This is a genomic window from Prevotella sp. MGM2, from assembly GCF_002933955.1.
Taxonomy (GTDB): Bacteria; Bacteroidota; Bacteroidia; order Bacteroidales; family Bacteroidaceae; genus Alloprevotella.
Genome location: NZ_BEWW01000215.1, coordinates 1 through 15,392, shown reverse-complemented (window position 1 = coordinate 15,392; position 15,392 = coordinate 1). Strand labels below are relative to the sequence as shown.

Below are 15,392 nucleotides of genomic sequence, written 5' to 3'. Positions count from 1 at the left end.
ACAAATTTAACACTTTTCTCAAAATTCATGCACCGTGTTTTCGGCTTGACCCCAAAAATCCCCGTATTGGAGTTTTGATTCCAAGTATTCGTGTTAAAATTGCAGTAAGGACTTTTTCTTCTCCGTTACTTGTAACCTATATTTTAACATTTTGAAATGTAACGGAAAGTTAAAAACGTTAAAGTGCCAAAGAGCCGGACAGATAGGGCAACGGTGCGGATAGGGTAGGGAAAAGGAAATTTTTCTGCCTTGCTTGTCTATGTTTGTTTTAATACGTATTTTTGCTTCATGATTATTCCCCCCGACCGTGATCCTATGGGCGAAGCCATCAGAGATTATCTGGAGCAACGTCCCGTCAAGCGACTGCGCGTCTTGTCTTCGCTGTTCGATGAAGACGAAATGCCGGTGAAAACACTTTTCCGCACCGAGGCGCAAATGAGCCGGCTGGAAAGGATGGCGCTCGGTGCCTGCCGCGGCCGTGTGCTCGATGTGGGTGCCGGAGCGGGATGCCATTCGTTGGCCCTTCAGGCGCGCGGACTCGAAGTGACGGCCGTTGATGTGTCGCCTCTGTCGGTGGAGAGCATGCGCCGCCGCGGCGTGCGCGATGCCCGTCTGGCCGATTTTTTTACCGATGAGGTGGGAGAGGGATATGACACCCTGCTCCTGCTCATGAACGGGTTGGGGCTGGTGGGGCGCCTTGGGCGTCTCCGCGACTTCTTCTGCCGTGCCGCCTGCCTGCTGGTCTCCGGCGGCAGCATCGTTGCCGACTCCTCCGACCTCCGCTACGTGTTTGAGGACGAGGACGGCAATATGGACTACGACCCCGCCGACGGTTACTATGGTGAAGTGGATTTTCGCATGAAATATGGCTACACGGAAGGGCTGTCCTTCGACTGGCTTTACGTTGATGCCGGCACACTGGTCCGGGCGGCCGCCGAAGCCGGTTTCAGGGCGGAGATACTGTATAGGGGCGACCATTACGACTATCTGGTGCGCCTCGTACATTACCGGCCGTGACAGGCGTTTTTCCCGTCAGGCCGGAATTTGGAGGGGTTCCGATAAATGGATGACTGATACTTAAATCAACCGCAAGAACAAACAACTTATGAAAAAGAGACATTGGCTGTTGGCAACCGCCTTGTTGACAATGGTCGGCGCAAAGGCCTACGAACCGCCCACTATGGGATGGAGCTCGTGGAACACTTACCGTGTGAACATCAGTGACGAACTTATTCGCCGACAGGCTGACGCTATGGTCGAGAAGGGGCTGAAGGATGTCGGCTACCGTTACATCAATATCGACGATGGATTCTTTGGTGGTCGTGCCGCCGACGGTACCCTGCTTATTCATCCCACACGTTTTCCCGACGGACTGAAGCCGGTGGCCGACTACATTCATTCGCTCGGGTTCAAAGCCGGAATTTATTCCGATGCCGGCCGCAACACCTGCGGCAACTACTGGGACAACGACAAAATAGCCGAAGGCGTGGGCTTTTACGGTCACGACCAGCGCGACGCCGATTTCTATTTTAAGGAAATGGGGTTTGACTTCATAAAGATAGACTTCTGCGGCGGCGATCCCGGCCAGAATACCGAACACCTCGACCTTGATGAGCGTGAGCGCTACACGGCCATACGCCGGGCCATCGATAATACCGGCCGCACCGATGCGCGCGTTAATGTGTGCCGCTGGGCTTTTCCCGGAACATGGGTGCACAGTGTGGGGGCGTCGTGGCGCATTTCGGCTGACATTCAGGCCAACTGGAACTCTGTGAAGAACATCATAGCCAAAAACCGCTATCTTTCGGCTTACGCCACCGAAGGTGCTTTCAACGACATGGACATGCTTGAGATAGGCCGTGGCATGACCGCTCCTGAGGAGCGCACCCACTTCGGCATGTGGTGCATTCAGAGTTCGCCGCTGCTCATCGGCTGTAATATGGAAACCATTCCCGAAACCTCGCTCAATCTCATCAAGAACAAGGAGCTGATAGCCCTCAATCAGGACCCGCTGGCTTTGCAGGCGCGCGTGGTGAGAGTGGAAAACGGCATTTATCTTTATGTCAAGGATGTGGAGACACTCAACGGCAAGACGCGGGCGGTGGCCCTCTACAATTCCGGCGATGCCGCCAAAGCCTTTACGCTCAATATGGCTGAGGTGGATCTCGGCGGGACTGTGAAAGTGCGTGACCTCTTTGCCGGCAAAGACATGGCCGAAGTGACCGGAGGGACCATGAGGGTGACGGTGCCGGCCCACGACACGAAAATATACCGCCTCGAAGCCGCCGAACGCCTTGAACGTACCCTTTACGAAGCCGAAACGGCATGGCTGGAACGTTATCAGGACATCGGCATGAACAAGCAGTTGGGATATGCCACCTACGAGGAAATGGCCGGATGCTCGGGCGGCGCTAAGGTGGGATGGCTCGGCAACCATCCTGAAAACTGGCTGGAGTGGCGTGATGTATATAGCCTTGAAGGTGGTGTGTACGACATGACGCTCCGCTATGTGCAGTGGGAAGACCGCTTTGTCAACGTGAGCGTGAACGGCGGTGAGGAAACCCGTGTGGAACTTACGGCCAGTGAACCCGGTACGAACAAGCTGACGGAAAAAACCGTCCGGGTAGTGCTGAGGAAAGGGAATAACGTCATCCGTCTGTCAAATCCTTCGGAATGGGTGTCGGATATTGACTGCATGACCTTGAAGAAGGTGGAGACTACCGGCATCTCAAAGGTGGAGCAGGGCAATGCCGGCAACCGGGCCTTGAAACTTTACAGCAACGGACGCATGGTCGTGAAAAGTGAGTGGGGCGCTGCCGTTTCCATCTGGGATATGTCCGGCATGAAGCGTCTTTCACTACAGTTACAGCCGGGTAAGAATGTTATCGATTCCTTGCCGAAAGGCGTTTACTACATCTTAAAAGAGTCGTGAGGAAAAACGGGCGGACCGGCTGTGGAATAATCTGTACGGATGGTCCGCCAATGTGACAAATACCATCAGAGGCGTATCCCGCGGGATACGCCTCTGATGGTATTTGCTCTTTTATCCGTGCAAATGCCGCCGGCCTGTTGTCAGGCTTTTCCTTCGGGCATGCCGAAAGGAGTGGCGGTGCGGCCTTCTCCCTGTGGTTCCGCGCCGGGAAGGTTGATGGGGCCGAATGCCTTCTCGTATTTGGCAACATTGTCCTGCAAGGCGAAAAGCAGGCGTTTGGCATGCTCGGGAGCGAGCACGATGCGGCTCTTCACGTTGGCCTTGGGAACGCCGGGCAATACGCGGATGAAATCCATTACCACTTCGGCGCTGGAGTGGGTGATGATGGCAAGATTGGCATAAGTGCCTTCGGCCACTTCGGGAGAAAGTTCGATTTTCAACTGGTTGTCGTTGTTATTTTCCATGATAAGTAGTGTTTGTTATAATGTGAATGTATTTTTTTGAAGATAATTTTGCCGGCAGCTTGCGGCAGCGACCACAAATTTAAAGTTTTCCGGTGGTTCGGCCAAGGTTCGTACTTGTAAATTTGCCTTTACCGGCTATTTTCGGGAGCGGATTTTTCGTTTGACTACGCATGGGATGAAAAGCGACAGAGACGGAAAGACGGGCGGGATTTCCTGTAACGTCAGTATTGTCCGATTATGGATGGCAACTCCGTGTTTTCAGGTGAAACGGGCTGGCGACGGGTAGTCGGGGCTATGTTTTTCTTTCGGAATTAAGTAAAGGTGTTTGGCTTGTTGTGGATTTAATTTATTATTGTTGTCGGGTGAATCAAAACTAATACGCTATGAAAAGAAATCTTGTTTTATCAATCCTTTTTCTGCTTGCCGGATTTTCATTCCATCCGGTTCACGCTGCCAAATGGAGAGCCGGGCATGTGATTGTCATCGCGCTTGACGGATGGGGAGGTTACAGCGTCTCTAAGGCGAAAATACCGAATATCCGTTCGGTCATGGAATCGGGCTGTTACACTATGAAAGACCGCTCGGTACTGCCTTCGTCGAGTGCTGTCAACTGGGCGTCTATGTTTATGGGAGTCGGTCCGGAACTGCACGGATATACCACATGGGGATCGAGAACTCCCGAAATACCTTCGAGGACGGTCAACGGGAACGGCATCTTCCCAACCATATTCTCAGTTATGAGGGAGCAGAATCCCAAGGCCGTTACAGCATGTTTCTATGAATGGGAAGGTATTAAATATATGGTGGACACTCTGTCGCTTTCCAGACATGCCATTTGCCCGGACTATGAAAAGAATACAACCGGTCTGTGTGAAATGGCAGTTAAATACATCAAGGAGGAAAAGCCCCATCTTTTCGCCGTCTGTTTTGACCAATTGGACCATGTCGGTCATGCCGCCGGCCACGACACTCCCGGATATTATGAAAAACTGGAGGAACTGGACGTGCAGGTGGATCGTATCCTGCAAGCCGTCAGAGAGGCGGGCATTGGGGATGATACAATAATTATTATGACGGCAGACCATGGAGGCATCAGGAAAGGGCATGGAGGCATTACGCTTCAGGAGATGGAAATTCCTTTTATTATAGCCGGAAAAGGTATTAGAAAAGGTGGGGAATTCCGGGAAAGCATGATGCAATTCGACACGGCCGCCACTCTGGCTTATATCTTTAAACTGAAACAGCCGCAAGCGTGGATTGGCCGGCCGGCAAAGCATGTCTTTAATAGATAGAAAGAGAAATATGAATAAGCAGGCCGGTTAGAGAATACACCGGCCTGCTTATTGTTTTTTTAGTTCAAAAGTAACCTTATAATATATGAAATGATGTTTGGGATGGATAGTGCGGGATTTTTTGCTCGTTTATGCCGGGAAAAACGTAGTTTTGTATTGAAAATACACGGGTTAAGTTTTAACAGATGTATAATACAAGGGGATTAAGGGCCTTATGAAGGGGGGATATGTGAGACTTTAGAGAGAATTGTTAAAAAATGGATTTTAATTTGGAGGTTAATATGATTTCTCTTTAACTTTGCACCAGATTAAACGAGTAGTTAACACGTTTGCACAGCCTTGTGTGGCGAAGTTGTTCACTCTATGTTTTATTATAAAACTATTTTATTATGAAGAAGATTTTATCTGTATTAGCAATCGGTGCCGCTGTTATGACAGCTAGCGCACAGTCTGTTGAAGGCAACAAGTTTTTCGACAACTGGTCAATCGGCCTTGTAGGTGGTGGCATTACCAAAACTACCCATAATGCATTCTGGGGCGGTATGCGTGGTACTTACGGTCTTGAACTGACCAAGCAAGTAACTCCCGTATTCGGCTTGACTCTTCAGGGCTTGGCCAACAACAATACAACTCCCAGCCGCACGGGTATCGACCAAATGAACGTTAGCATGCTTGGTAACGTGAATCTCTTTAACCTCTTCGGCGGTTATCAGGGTGCTCCCCGTGTTTTCGAAATGGAAGCTGTAGCCGGTGCCGGTTGGGGACATGAATTCTACAACAGTGGCATGGCAAAGGACAATAACTTCCTTACTTCCAAGTTTGGTATGAATTTCAATTTCAACCTCGGTGAAGCTAAGGCATGGACCGTAGCCTTTAAGCCTGCTATCGTTTACAGCATGGATAAGAGTAACACGAACGGTAACAATTCCTACAATGTTAATAACAGCGCTATCGAATTGTTGGCCGGTGTGACTTATCACTTCAAGAACAGCAACGGCAAGCACCACTTTACCAATGTCCGCGCTTACGATCAGGCAGAAGTTGACGGTTTGAACGCTAAAATTAACGACTTGCGTGGTACTGTACGTAGCAAGGACGGTCACCTCGCTGCCAAGGATGCTGAAATCCGTGACTTGCAGCAGCGTCTGAATGAGGCCCGCAATCAGAAACCTCAGGTAGAGCGCATTGTTACCAATACGGTTACGAACACCACTACTGAAAAATTGGAGTCTGTTGTTACCTTCCGTCAGGGCAAGTCTGTCGTTGATTTGTCTCAGCAGCCTAATGTTGAGCGTATCGCCACTTACTTGAAGAATCACAAGGATGCTACCGTAAGCATCAAGGGTTATGCTTCTCCCGAAGGTAATGCTGCTTTCAACGAACGTCTCGCTCAGGCCCGTGCTGAAGCTGTTAAGACCATCCTCGTGAAGAAATACAAGATTTCTGCCGACCGCATCAAGGCTGAAGGTCAGGGCGTAGGTAATATGTTCTCTGAACCCGACTGGAACCGCGTGAGCATTTCCACTATTGATGATCAGAAGTAAAAAGCTCAGCTTCTAAATATATAACAAGTGCCCAGGAGATTTGCCTCTTGGGCACTTGTTTTGTTTTTGGGAGAGCATGACCGGATAGTGGCAGGAAAGATATATTGTTTTTTTTATAACTGTAAAATTGTCGGAGATTGTTCCTTAAAGTTTAAATTTTGTATTTAAATAGATTTTAAATAATGCTATTTGATATATTTCAATAGAAAATTGTAATTTTGCACCACAAAACAATATTGTTTTGCAACTAAATAAAAAACTTGACAATGATGAAGAAAATCAGAGCAGCTGTAGTGGGATATGGTAACATCGGACGCTATGCCCTTCAGGCTCTTGAAGCCGCTGACGATTTTGAGGTTGCTGGTGTGGTGCGTCGAAATGGTGCGGCTGATAAACCTGCCGAACTGGATGCCTATCCTGTCGTGAAGAACATCTGTGAACTGGAAGGTGTCGATGTAGCTATTCTTGCTACGCCGACGCGCAGTGTGGAGAAATATGCGAAGGAAATATTAGCGTTAGGTATTAATACCGTTGATAGCTTTGATATTCATACTCAAATTGTAGACTTGCGTCGTTCGCTTGACGAAGCTGCCCGTTGTGGCGGTGCGGTGAGTATTATTTCCGCCGGTTGGGATCCGGGAAGTGATTCTGTGGTGCGTACCTTGCTTGAGGCTATAGCTCCCAAGGGTATTACTTATACTAATTTTGGTCCAGGTATGTCAATGGGGCATACTGTGGCGGTTAAGGCCGTTGAAGGTGTGAGAAAAGCGCTCTCTATGACAATTCCTACAGGTACCGGCATACATCGCCGTATGGTTTACATAGAAGTGGAAGAGGGGTATCAGTTTGCGGAAGTGGCGGCTGCCATCAAGGCCGATGCTTACTTTGTAAATGATGAGACACACGTTATCGAGGTACCTAGCGTGGATGACGTCATAGACATGGGGCATGGAGTGAATCTTACGAGAAAGGGTGTCAGCGGAACAACGCAAAACCAACTGTTTGAATTTAATATGCGAATTAACAATCCGGCTCTTACCGGTCAGGTGCTTGTTTGTGCGGCTCGTGCGGCCATGCGTCAAAAACCTGGGTGCTATACTATGATAGAAGTGCCGGTATTGGACCTTTTGCCGGGTAATCGTGAAGATCTTATCCGTCGTCTGGTTTAATTAAAAAAGTTTATGTCTTAAATGTCGGCCGGATCATTGTTAGATCCGGCCGACATAATGCTTTGTAATCACATATTTTATAACTTTCATTATTTTGTACATGAGTGAATATGAAAATTTTATAGATAATGATCGGGAGTTCTTTTCCGGTCTGCTTAATCCTACTGGTCGTTTGCGACGCTTCTATTTTGGTCTTTATGCTATTATTTACGTTGTGCTGGTATTCTTTTTGGCTGTTCTCGGGGGACTGGTGACATTTTTAGGAGGAACTATCGGTATGCTTGTTATGCTGCTTCTGATCGTTTGCAGTTATATCCCTTTCTTTATAGCAATTGTGAAGCGTTATCATGATTTCGGATGGTCAGGGTGGGTGCCTGGAACTTTCCTGATTATTAATGTGGTCTGGTCTGTTTGTGTCGCTTTGGCTTATGGCAATTCAATGGAGAATATGATGGCGGGAAAAAGTTTGATTTTGCCTTCTGCTGTTTCCTCGTTTAGCTACGTTATTAGTGCTTTGCAACTTGTGGTGTTCTTTTTACTTCCTCTATTTATGCCGGGAGCTAAGGGGTTTAATCGTTATGGCAGCAATCCCAAACGAAATTTTGCCGTGCAATGTGAAGAGGCGGGTATAACATATAAAGAACAGAAAGAAGAGGAATGAAAAGTACTGGCAATATGAAATATTTGCCGTCTGTCTGTTTATTACGGAATTAGTTTTTCTGTCTTCGTCTGGTAAATATGCTGGGCGGAGACATTCTTTATTATATATTATGATGACAATGAATTTTACACGTGTTTCACGTATGTTGTTTTTCGTCTTGTTGGCGATGTCTGCTTTCTTGTCTCCGGCGATGTCTTTGCTGATTGGAATTGTTTTGGCTTTGACAATCGGAAATGCCTATCCCTCACTATCCAAACGGGCGTCTAAAATAGCGTTGCAAGTGTCTGTGGTAGGTATAGGTTTTGGTATGAACTTGCATGAGTCGTTGGCAGCTGGCAGGGAAGGTATGCTTTTTACGGTAGTGTCGGTGTTGGGAGTTATGTTACTTGGAGTCCTGATCGGACGACTTCTGGGTGTGGATAGAAAAAGCTCCTATTTAATAGCATCGGGAACGGCGATATGTGGTGGTAGTGCGATAGCTGCCGTAGGACCGGTGATTGATGCCGATGATAATCAGATGTCTTTGTCTCTGATAACAATATTTATACTTAATGCAGTGGCGCTATTCGTGTTTCCTCCTATAGGTGAGATGTTGGGGATGAGCCAGACGGATTTTGGAGTTTGGGCGGCCATTGCCATACATGATACCAGTTCGGTGGTTGGTGCTGGTGCTGCTTATGGTGAAGAAGCCCTGAAAGTTGCAACGACAGTAAAACTTACTCGGGCTCTGTGGATAATTCCTTTGGTAATATGCTCGACGTTTGTTTTTCGATCCCGTGGTAAAAAAATTACTATACCTTGGTTTATATTGTTCTTTGTCGTGGCAATGGTAATGAATACTTATGTGGATATTCCCGATGCCATTACTGGAGGCATTGTAGATATCTCGCGAAAACTGCTTGGCATGACGCTTTTTCTGATAGGTAGTGGATTGTCTGTGTCTGTTGTGCGAACGGTTGGTTTGCGGCCTCTGGTATTAGGTGTTGTGCTTTGGGCGGCTATCTCTATCATAGCTTTGCTGGTGGTTATGACTGTGTGATTTTCGGACCTGGCAAATGGAAATGCAAGGATTAATATGAAGCGAATAGAAGATGCCAATAGAAATAAAAAGATGGTAAACAATGAAGCCTTGGTCTGTTTGGGGGAAGAATAAAAAATAGAGAAATCAGATGGATACCTTATAATAAGGGCTTGAATATCTTGTCTGTTCCGATAAAAGTTTGTAACTTTGCTGGCCGTAAGGTGCAGTGTGCACCTGCGCTACGATTGAAAATAGGAAAATAAATATATAATAACAAATTAAAATTCAAACAAATGCCTACTATTCAACAATTGGTAAGAAAGGGTAGAAGCGCAGCAGCAGACAAGAGTAAGTCTCCTGCTTTGGATTCATGCCCTCAGCGCCGCGGTGTTTGCGTGCGTGTGTATACAACTACGCCTAAAAAGCCTAACTCGGCTATGCGTAAGGTGGCCCGTGTTCGTTTGACTAACTCTAAGGAAGTGAACTCTTATATTCCGGGAGAAGGCCACAATCTGCAGGAGCACTCTATTGTACTCGTTCGCGGCGGTCGTGTGAAAGACCTTCCGGGTGTGCGTTATCATATCGTTCGTGGTACACTTGATACCGCCGGTGTGGCTAGTCGTACCCAGCGTCGCTCCAAATATGGTGCAAAGCGTCCTAAAGCAGCTAAGAAGTAAATTATAATGGATAATGTTGGTTTGCAGGAGGTTGAGTAAATGTCCCGATGGGGAATTGAAGAACTGTTTTTGCAGCCCTAACACAAAACAAATCAACTCAAGACAATGAGAAAAGCAAAGCCTAAAAAACGTGTGATTCTTCCGGATCCCGTTTATGGAGATCAGAAGGTTTCCAAGTTTGTAAACCATCTTATGTATGATGGTAAGAAGAATATCTCTTATGAGATTTTCTATAAATCCCTCGAAATTGTGGGTGAGAAAATGAAAGATCAGGAAAAATCCGCTCTTGAAATATGGAAGGCTGCTCTTGATAAAATTACTCCGCAAGTAGAGGTGAAGAGCCGTCGTATCGGTGGCGCTACTTTCCAAGTTCCTACGGAAATCCGGCCGGACCGTAAAGAGTCTGTTTCCATGAAGAATATGATTAATTTTGCTCGTAAGCGTGGCGGTAAGACTATGGCCGATAAGCTTGCTGCCGAAATTATGGACGCTTTTAACGAACAGGGCGGCGCCTTCAAGCGTAAGGAAGATATGCACCGTATGGCTGAGGCTAACCGTGCATTCGCACATTTCAGATTCTAATAAGGAATAAACAATGGCAAAGCACGACTTAAATTTTACGCGTAATATCGGTATCATGGCTCACATTGATGCCGGTAAGACTACGACTTCGGAGCGTATTCTGTTTTATACAGGTAAGACTCATAAAATCGGTGAGACCCATGATGGCTCCGCTACTATGGACTGGATGGCTCAGGAACAGGAGCGTGGTATCACTATTACTTCAGCCGCAACTACTGCTTATTGGACTTGGAATGGCAAACAGTACAAGTTTAATCTGATTGACACTCCGGGACACGTTGATTTTACCGCAGAAGTGGAGCGTTCGCTTCGTGTTCTTGACGGTGCTGTAGCAACTTATTGTGCAGTGGGTGGCGTAGAACCTCAGTCTGAAACCGTTTGGCGTCAGGCAGACAAATATAATGTTCCTCGTATCGGATACGTTAATAAAATGGACCGTTCGGGTGCTGACTATTATGAAGTTGTCCGTCAGATGAAAGATGTTTTGGGCGCAAATCCTTGTCCTGTTTCAATTCCTATCGGAGCTGAAGAAAACTTCAAGGGCATTATCGATCTCATCAAGATGAAAGCCATTCTGTGGCATGATGAGACCATGGGAGCTGAATATGATGTGGAAGAGATTCCCGCTGACCTGTTGTCAGAAGCCGAAGAATGGCGTAGTAAGATGCTTGAAGTGGCTGCGGAGTGCGATGATGCTTTGATGGAAAAATTCTTTGAGGATCCCTCTACTATCACAGAAGACGAAATTGTAGCAGCTATCCGTAAGGGTACGCTTTCGCTTGATATCGTTCCTATGACTTGCGGATCTTCTTTCAAGAATAAAGGCGTTCAGACATTGCTTGACTATGTTTGTATGTTCTTGCCCTCTCCTATTGATACTCCTAATATTATCGGAACCAATCCTGATACTGGTGCTGAAGAGGAGCGCAAGGCAGATGAGGACGAGAAAATTTCCGCTCTTGCATTTAAGATTGCTACAGACCCATATGTTGGTCGTTTGACTTTCTTCCGTGTTTATTCGGGTAAGGTTACTGCAGGCTCTTATATCTATAATGTGCGTTCTGGTAAGAAAGAACGTGTGTCACGTCTCTTCCAGATGCACTCTAATCACCAGAATCCTGTTGATGAAATCAGTGCTGGTGATATTGGTGCAGGAGTCGGTTTCAAGGATATTCGTACTGGTGATACGCTTGCAGAGGAAGATGCTCCAATTGTATTGGAATCAATGGACTTCCCCGATCCTGTAATCGGTATCGCTGTAGAGCCTAAGACTCAGAAAGACTTGGATAAACTGTCTAATGGTCTCTCTAAATTAGCTGAAGAAGATCCTACCTTTACAGTAAAAACCGATGAACAGAGCGGTCAGACTGTGATTTCCGGTATGGGCGAACTTCACCTTGATATCATTATCGACCGTTTGAAGCGTGAATTCAAGGTTGAATGTAATCAGGGTAAGCCTCAGGTTAACTATAAGGAAGCTATCACTAAAACTGTAAATCTCCGTGAGGTTTATAAAAAGCAGTCTGGTGGTCGTGGTAAGTTTGCAGACATTATCGTTAATGTAGGTCCTGTTGACGAAGACTTTACAGAAGGTGGTCTGCAGTTTGTTAACAAGGTTACTGGTGGTAACATCCCTAAAGAATTCATTCCTTCAGTTCAGAAAGGTTTTGAAAATGCCATGAAGAGCGGTGTGCTCGGTGGTTATCCTCTCGATAGCTTGAAGGTAGAGTTGTTGGATGGTTCTTTCCACCCGGTAGACTCTGATCAGTTGTCGTTCGAAATCGCAGCTATTCAGGCCTATAAGAATGCCTGCGCTCAGGCTGGTCCCGTTTTGATGGAGCCTATCATGAAACTTGAGGTGGTTACACCTGAAGAAAATATGGGTGACGTTATTGGTGACTTGAACAAGCGTCGTGGTCAGGTTGAAGGTATGGAAAATACCCGCTCCGGTGCCCGTCTTGTTAAGGCTAAAGTGCCTTTGGCAGAAATGTTCGGCTATGTAACAGCTTTGCGTACCATCACTTCTGGTCGTGCCACTAGCTCTATGCAGTACGATCACCATGCACCTCTTTCCAGTTCAATTGCTAAGGCAGTTCTGGAGGAAGTTAAAGGCCGTGTTGACCTTGTAAAATAATTACGGGCGTTTACAACTTATTAGGTAAACCTAAACAATCAATGCCGCGGTGGTGACGGGCTAACGAATGACTCTTAGCCCGTCCGCCTTCCACGGTCAAATTAATAAGAATATGAGTCAGAAAATCAGAATCAAACTGAAATCTTACGATCACACTCTCGTAGAAAAATCTGCAGAAAAGATCGTTAAAAATGTGAAAGCTACAGGCGCTATTGTTAGCGGTCCAATTCCTCTTCCTACGCGTAAGCGTATCATAACTGTAAACCGCTCAACCTTTGTTAATAAGAAGAGCCGTGAGCAGTTTGAAATTTCTTCTTACAAGCGTCTCATCGACATTTACAGCTCTACGGCTAAAACCGTTGATGCTTTGATGAAGTTGGAATTGCCTTGTGGTGTAGAAGTAGAAATCAAGGTGTAGTTTTTACTATATTCAGATATACAAAAATCCTGCGAAAATTTTATATTTCGCAGGATTTTTGTATATCGTGATTGCGATACCATTTTAAGCATGATAGAACTTACTGGTTCAATAGTGGCTTAACCGTTGGGCATAAAATTTTATATACTGCCTTTTATTATTAGCATCCTTTACGAAGAAAATATTTTTGCTTGAATTTGATGATAGAAGATAGTTTAACATATTGATGTTCTAGAAATACAGACAGGATATCTAAACGTAATTGTTTTTAGCTTAAATTACTCTTTAATTAAAATAAGTTTTATGATAATCAATTCTATTCAAAGATGCAGGTATGACAAATAAGTGTATTTTTATGTGATTCGCTGGAACATTGGCAATAGGATTAAAGGCATTTTCTTCTATTGAGAGTTTTATTGATTCGCGCCTTTCTACCGCCTGATATTCTACTCGGTATTTTTTCACTATGACTTTGCTCTACTATCTAAAAGTAATATCACCTTTTGCTGATATGACGTCATTTTCCGCCATATCGGTACATAAGTATATTGGGGAGTAATTAGTTTGTTATTGCTAATTTTGTGATTTAGCAATAAATTTGATGGATGTGGCAACTGATATAAATCGTCTTAAAGTAATTTTAGCGGAAAAGAAGAGGATAAATAAATGGCTTTGTGAAAAACTTAATGTCAATTCTTCTACTGGATATCATTCCCTCTACGGAAAAGAGAAAGATTTTTAATAAACTTATGAAGATAGGAATAACGCAGTCATTGATAATGCCATCTTTAGACAGCCTTTGTAAAGATATTGTCTATATCCATAGTTTATAATATTTTTCATATTTGAAAAATCCTATATTAATGCGAGAGTACACCAAGATGTACTCTCGCATTATTGAGTATTTGTTGGGGGCAGAGGAAAGCGAAATAAATTCATTTCAGGGAAAGTGAGTTGTGGCAGAACCCATACCTGAAATTCCGTATGGTCTCGGTTATGATTTCCTTGCCAGTCCAAAGTGGCTGATTATCCCATGATCCATTTAGCCTGTCTTGGGAAAAATCTGTAAGCAAACGAGACAATTACCCAGGACAATAAAAATACGAGGATACCGGTAGGAGGTATCTGAAGGGCTATCGGAATGTTGAGTCTTTCTATTATCAGGTAGCCGATGCCTACAATGAAATAATGTATCATGTAAATGCCCAATCCGCATCTGCTGATATTGGCTAGCAGGGATACTATGAGGGGAGAATGTATTTGTGTTTTTTGCACCAGCAGGAAAACGGCGACTGTCATTAACAGAACATTGGGAGAGCAGTAAAGAAAGAACATCTCCACCTGTTCCTCGGACGCATCGGGCATAGAAGTCATTTCCCTGAAACCTACATAGGTTACAGCATAGCCAATGGCGAATAAAATGACAGAAAGCATGACGGTATTGCCGGTAGGCCGGTTGTTGTTTCTGTATAGGTAATGGCCCAACAGCATATAGCCATTAAAGCCGACAAAATAATATAAGATGCCGAAACTGTTCCATGCGGAAGTTCCCAATGTGTGATGGGACAGGAATTCATGGCAGTAGGGCATAAACAGTGTGAGGCTCCAGATGAGGAGGAATGTCTTGATTTGCTTGTCCGTAGCCTGATGTAGCCAGGCAGAGAAAAAGGCATGTACAAGTACAAGCCTATGAGCATGTAGATATACCACAAGGGAGTGGTGTACACATTGAAATTGAACGGAATCATGCAGATGTTGTGCCAACTGTTCTCCCACGACTGCGACGGATTGTCGCCGGCATAGGCAAACATTTTCGAAAGGATGCTGTTGTCCCAACCCATAATGCCGGTCAGTGTAGGAAACAAGTTGTATAGTAGAGACCAGATGAGAAAAGGAATTATAATCCGTGGTATTCTTTTGCGGTAGAATTGTCCCATGTCCTGTTTCACTGGTAGTAAGAGCATGCCTGTGAGCATTACAAAAAGAGGGACACATGGGCGTAAAAGTGCGCCGTACAGACTTCCCCATAGGTTGTAATCAGAATTTGAACGGGCTTCGGCAGAGACGTTGAAAGGATCTGAGCAATGGATACAGATAACCATCAGGATGGCGATGAGCCGGAGCAGGTCGGCCCATACTATGCGTTGGAACGAATTAGAACTTAAAGCGTTGCGGTTCATTTTTCGGGTAGTTTATTGATGTTATGGAAAGTGCAACAAAGTTATAAAATATTTCCCCAAAAATGATGGCGGTATGTCCGGAAGAAAGCAGTCGCTGTTGAATGGGCGAAAATAATTGATATAAGAGAAAGGGGAGTCGGTTGGCTGTTTTTTTGTGGTTGACAATTTAAGTTTTAGCAGAAAAAAGTATGTGAGGGTGACCGGTGGATTTAACATATTTAACTTCTGATAACCTTTCGGAATGTTAAAAGATAGGTTTTAAATAGTGGAAGGTAAAAAGTCCGTATCGGAATTTTAACACGAATACTGGGAAGTTAA

Annotated in this window: 14 protein-coding genes; 11 read left to right on the top strand and 3 right to left on the bottom strand. The window is 45.4% G+C overall.

Features of this window, described 5'->3' with window-relative positions; all coding sequences use genetic code 11:
• Window positions 1–288 precede the first annotated feature (288 nt).
• Both C5S62_RS05135 and C5S62_RS05130 read left to right on the top strand, forming a co-directional pair.
• Window positions 289–1,017 carry a bifunctional 2-polyprenyl-6-hydroxyphenol methylase/3-demethylubiquinol 3-O-methyltransferase UbiG gene (locus tag C5S62_RS05135; protein WP_104404339.1) on the top strand — a complete coding sequence of 243 codons (729 nt, stop codon included), beginning with the start codon at window positions 289–291 and terminating at the stop codon, window positions 1,015–1,017.
• A gap of 88 nt (window positions 1,018–1,105) precedes the next feature.
• The gene (locus tag C5S62_RS05130; protein ID WP_104404338.1) at window positions 1,106–2,932 is read left to right on the top strand and encodes an alpha-galactosidase; all 1,827 of its coding nucleotides are present in this window, start codon (window positions 1,106–1,108) and stop codon (window positions 2,930–2,932) included.
• Window positions 2,933–3,072: 140 nt separating this feature from the next.
• Here the strand turns inward: C5S62_RS05130 and C5S62_RS05125 are convergent, their stop codons facing one another.
• Window positions 3,073–3,396, bottom strand: a complete 324-nt coding sequence (locus tag C5S62_RS05125) for a DUF3467 domain-containing protein (RefSeq protein ID WP_104404337.1) — start codon at window positions 3,394–3,396, stop codon at window positions 3,073–3,075.
• A 383-nt stretch (window positions 3,397–3,779) separates the two neighbouring features.
• Here C5S62_RS05125 and C5S62_RS05120 point away from each other — a divergent pair, with 383 nt between their 5' ends.
• From C5S62_RS05120 to rpsJ, 9 genes are all read left to right on the top strand, one after another.
• Window positions 3,780–4,688: an alkaline phosphatase gene (locus C5S62_RS05120; RefSeq protein WP_104404336.1), complete on the top strand. Its 909-nt coding sequence runs from the start codon at window positions 3,780–3,782 to the stop codon at window positions 4,686–4,688.
• Window positions 4,689–5,077: 389 nt separating this feature from the next.
• The gene (locus C5S62_RS05115; RefSeq protein WP_104404335.1) at window positions 5,078–6,232 is read left to right on the top strand and encodes an OmpA family protein; all 1,155 of its coding nucleotides are present in this window, start codon (window positions 5,078–5,080) and stop codon (window positions 6,230–6,232) included.
• 269 nt (window positions 6,233–6,501) lie between these two features.
• Entirely contained in the window at window positions 6,502–7,401 is a 900-nt protein-coding gene (locus C5S62_RS05110; RefSeq protein ID WP_104404340.1) for a diaminopimelate dehydrogenase, read from the top strand.
• A gap of 100 nt (window positions 7,402–7,501) precedes the next feature.
• Window positions 7,502–8,062 (top strand): DUF805 domain-containing protein, encoded by a 561-nt coding sequence (locus tag C5S62_RS05105; protein WP_104404334.1) that lies wholly within the window; start codon window positions 7,502–7,504, stop codon window positions 8,060–8,062.
• 112 nt (window positions 8,063–8,174) lie between these two features.
• A complete protein-coding gene (locus tag C5S62_RS05100) occupies window positions 8,175–9,101 on the top strand; it encodes a YeiH family protein (RefSeq protein ID WP_371411186.1) in 927 nt (308 codons plus the stop codon).
• 275 nt (window positions 9,102–9,376) lie between these two features.
• Window positions 9,377–9,760 carry a 30S ribosomal protein S12 gene (gene rpsL, locus C5S62_RS05095; RefSeq protein ID WP_104404332.1) on the top strand — a complete coding sequence of 128 codons (384 nt, stop codon included), beginning with the start codon at window positions 9,377–9,379 and terminating at the stop codon, window positions 9,758–9,760.
• A 105-nt stretch (window positions 9,761–9,865) separates the two neighbouring features.
• Window positions 9,866–10,342: a 30S ribosomal protein S7 gene (gene rpsG / locus C5S62_RS05090; RefSeq protein ID WP_104404331.1), complete on the top strand. Its 477-nt coding sequence runs from the start codon at window positions 9,866–9,868 to the stop codon at window positions 10,340–10,342.
• A gap of 13 nt (window positions 10,343–10,355) precedes the next feature.
• Entirely contained in the window at window positions 10,356–12,476 is a 2,121-nt protein-coding gene (fusA, locus tag C5S62_RS05085) for an elongation factor G (protein WP_104404330.1), read from the top strand.
• Window positions 12,477–12,588: 112 nt separating this feature from the next.
• Window positions 12,589–12,894: a 30S ribosomal protein S10 gene (gene rpsJ / locus C5S62_RS05080; RefSeq protein ID WP_104404329.1), complete on the top strand. Its 306-nt coding sequence runs from the start codon at window positions 12,589–12,591 to the stop codon at window positions 12,892–12,894.
• A 1,026-nt stretch (window positions 12,895–13,920) separates the two neighbouring features.
• Here the strand turns inward: rpsJ and C5S62_RS05065 are convergent.
• Entirely contained in the window at window positions 13,921–14,328 is a 408-nt protein-coding gene (locus C5S62_RS05065) for a hypothetical protein (protein ID WP_104404328.1), read from the bottom strand.
• Window positions 14,289–15,074, bottom strand: a complete 786-nt coding sequence (locus tag C5S62_RS05060; protein ID WP_104404327.1) for an acyltransferase — start codon at window positions 15,072–15,074, stop codon at window positions 14,289–14,291. The genes C5S62_RS05065 and C5S62_RS05060 overlap by 40 nt, the downstream gene beginning before the upstream one ends.
• Between the last annotated feature and the right edge of the window lie 318 nt (window positions 15,075–15,392).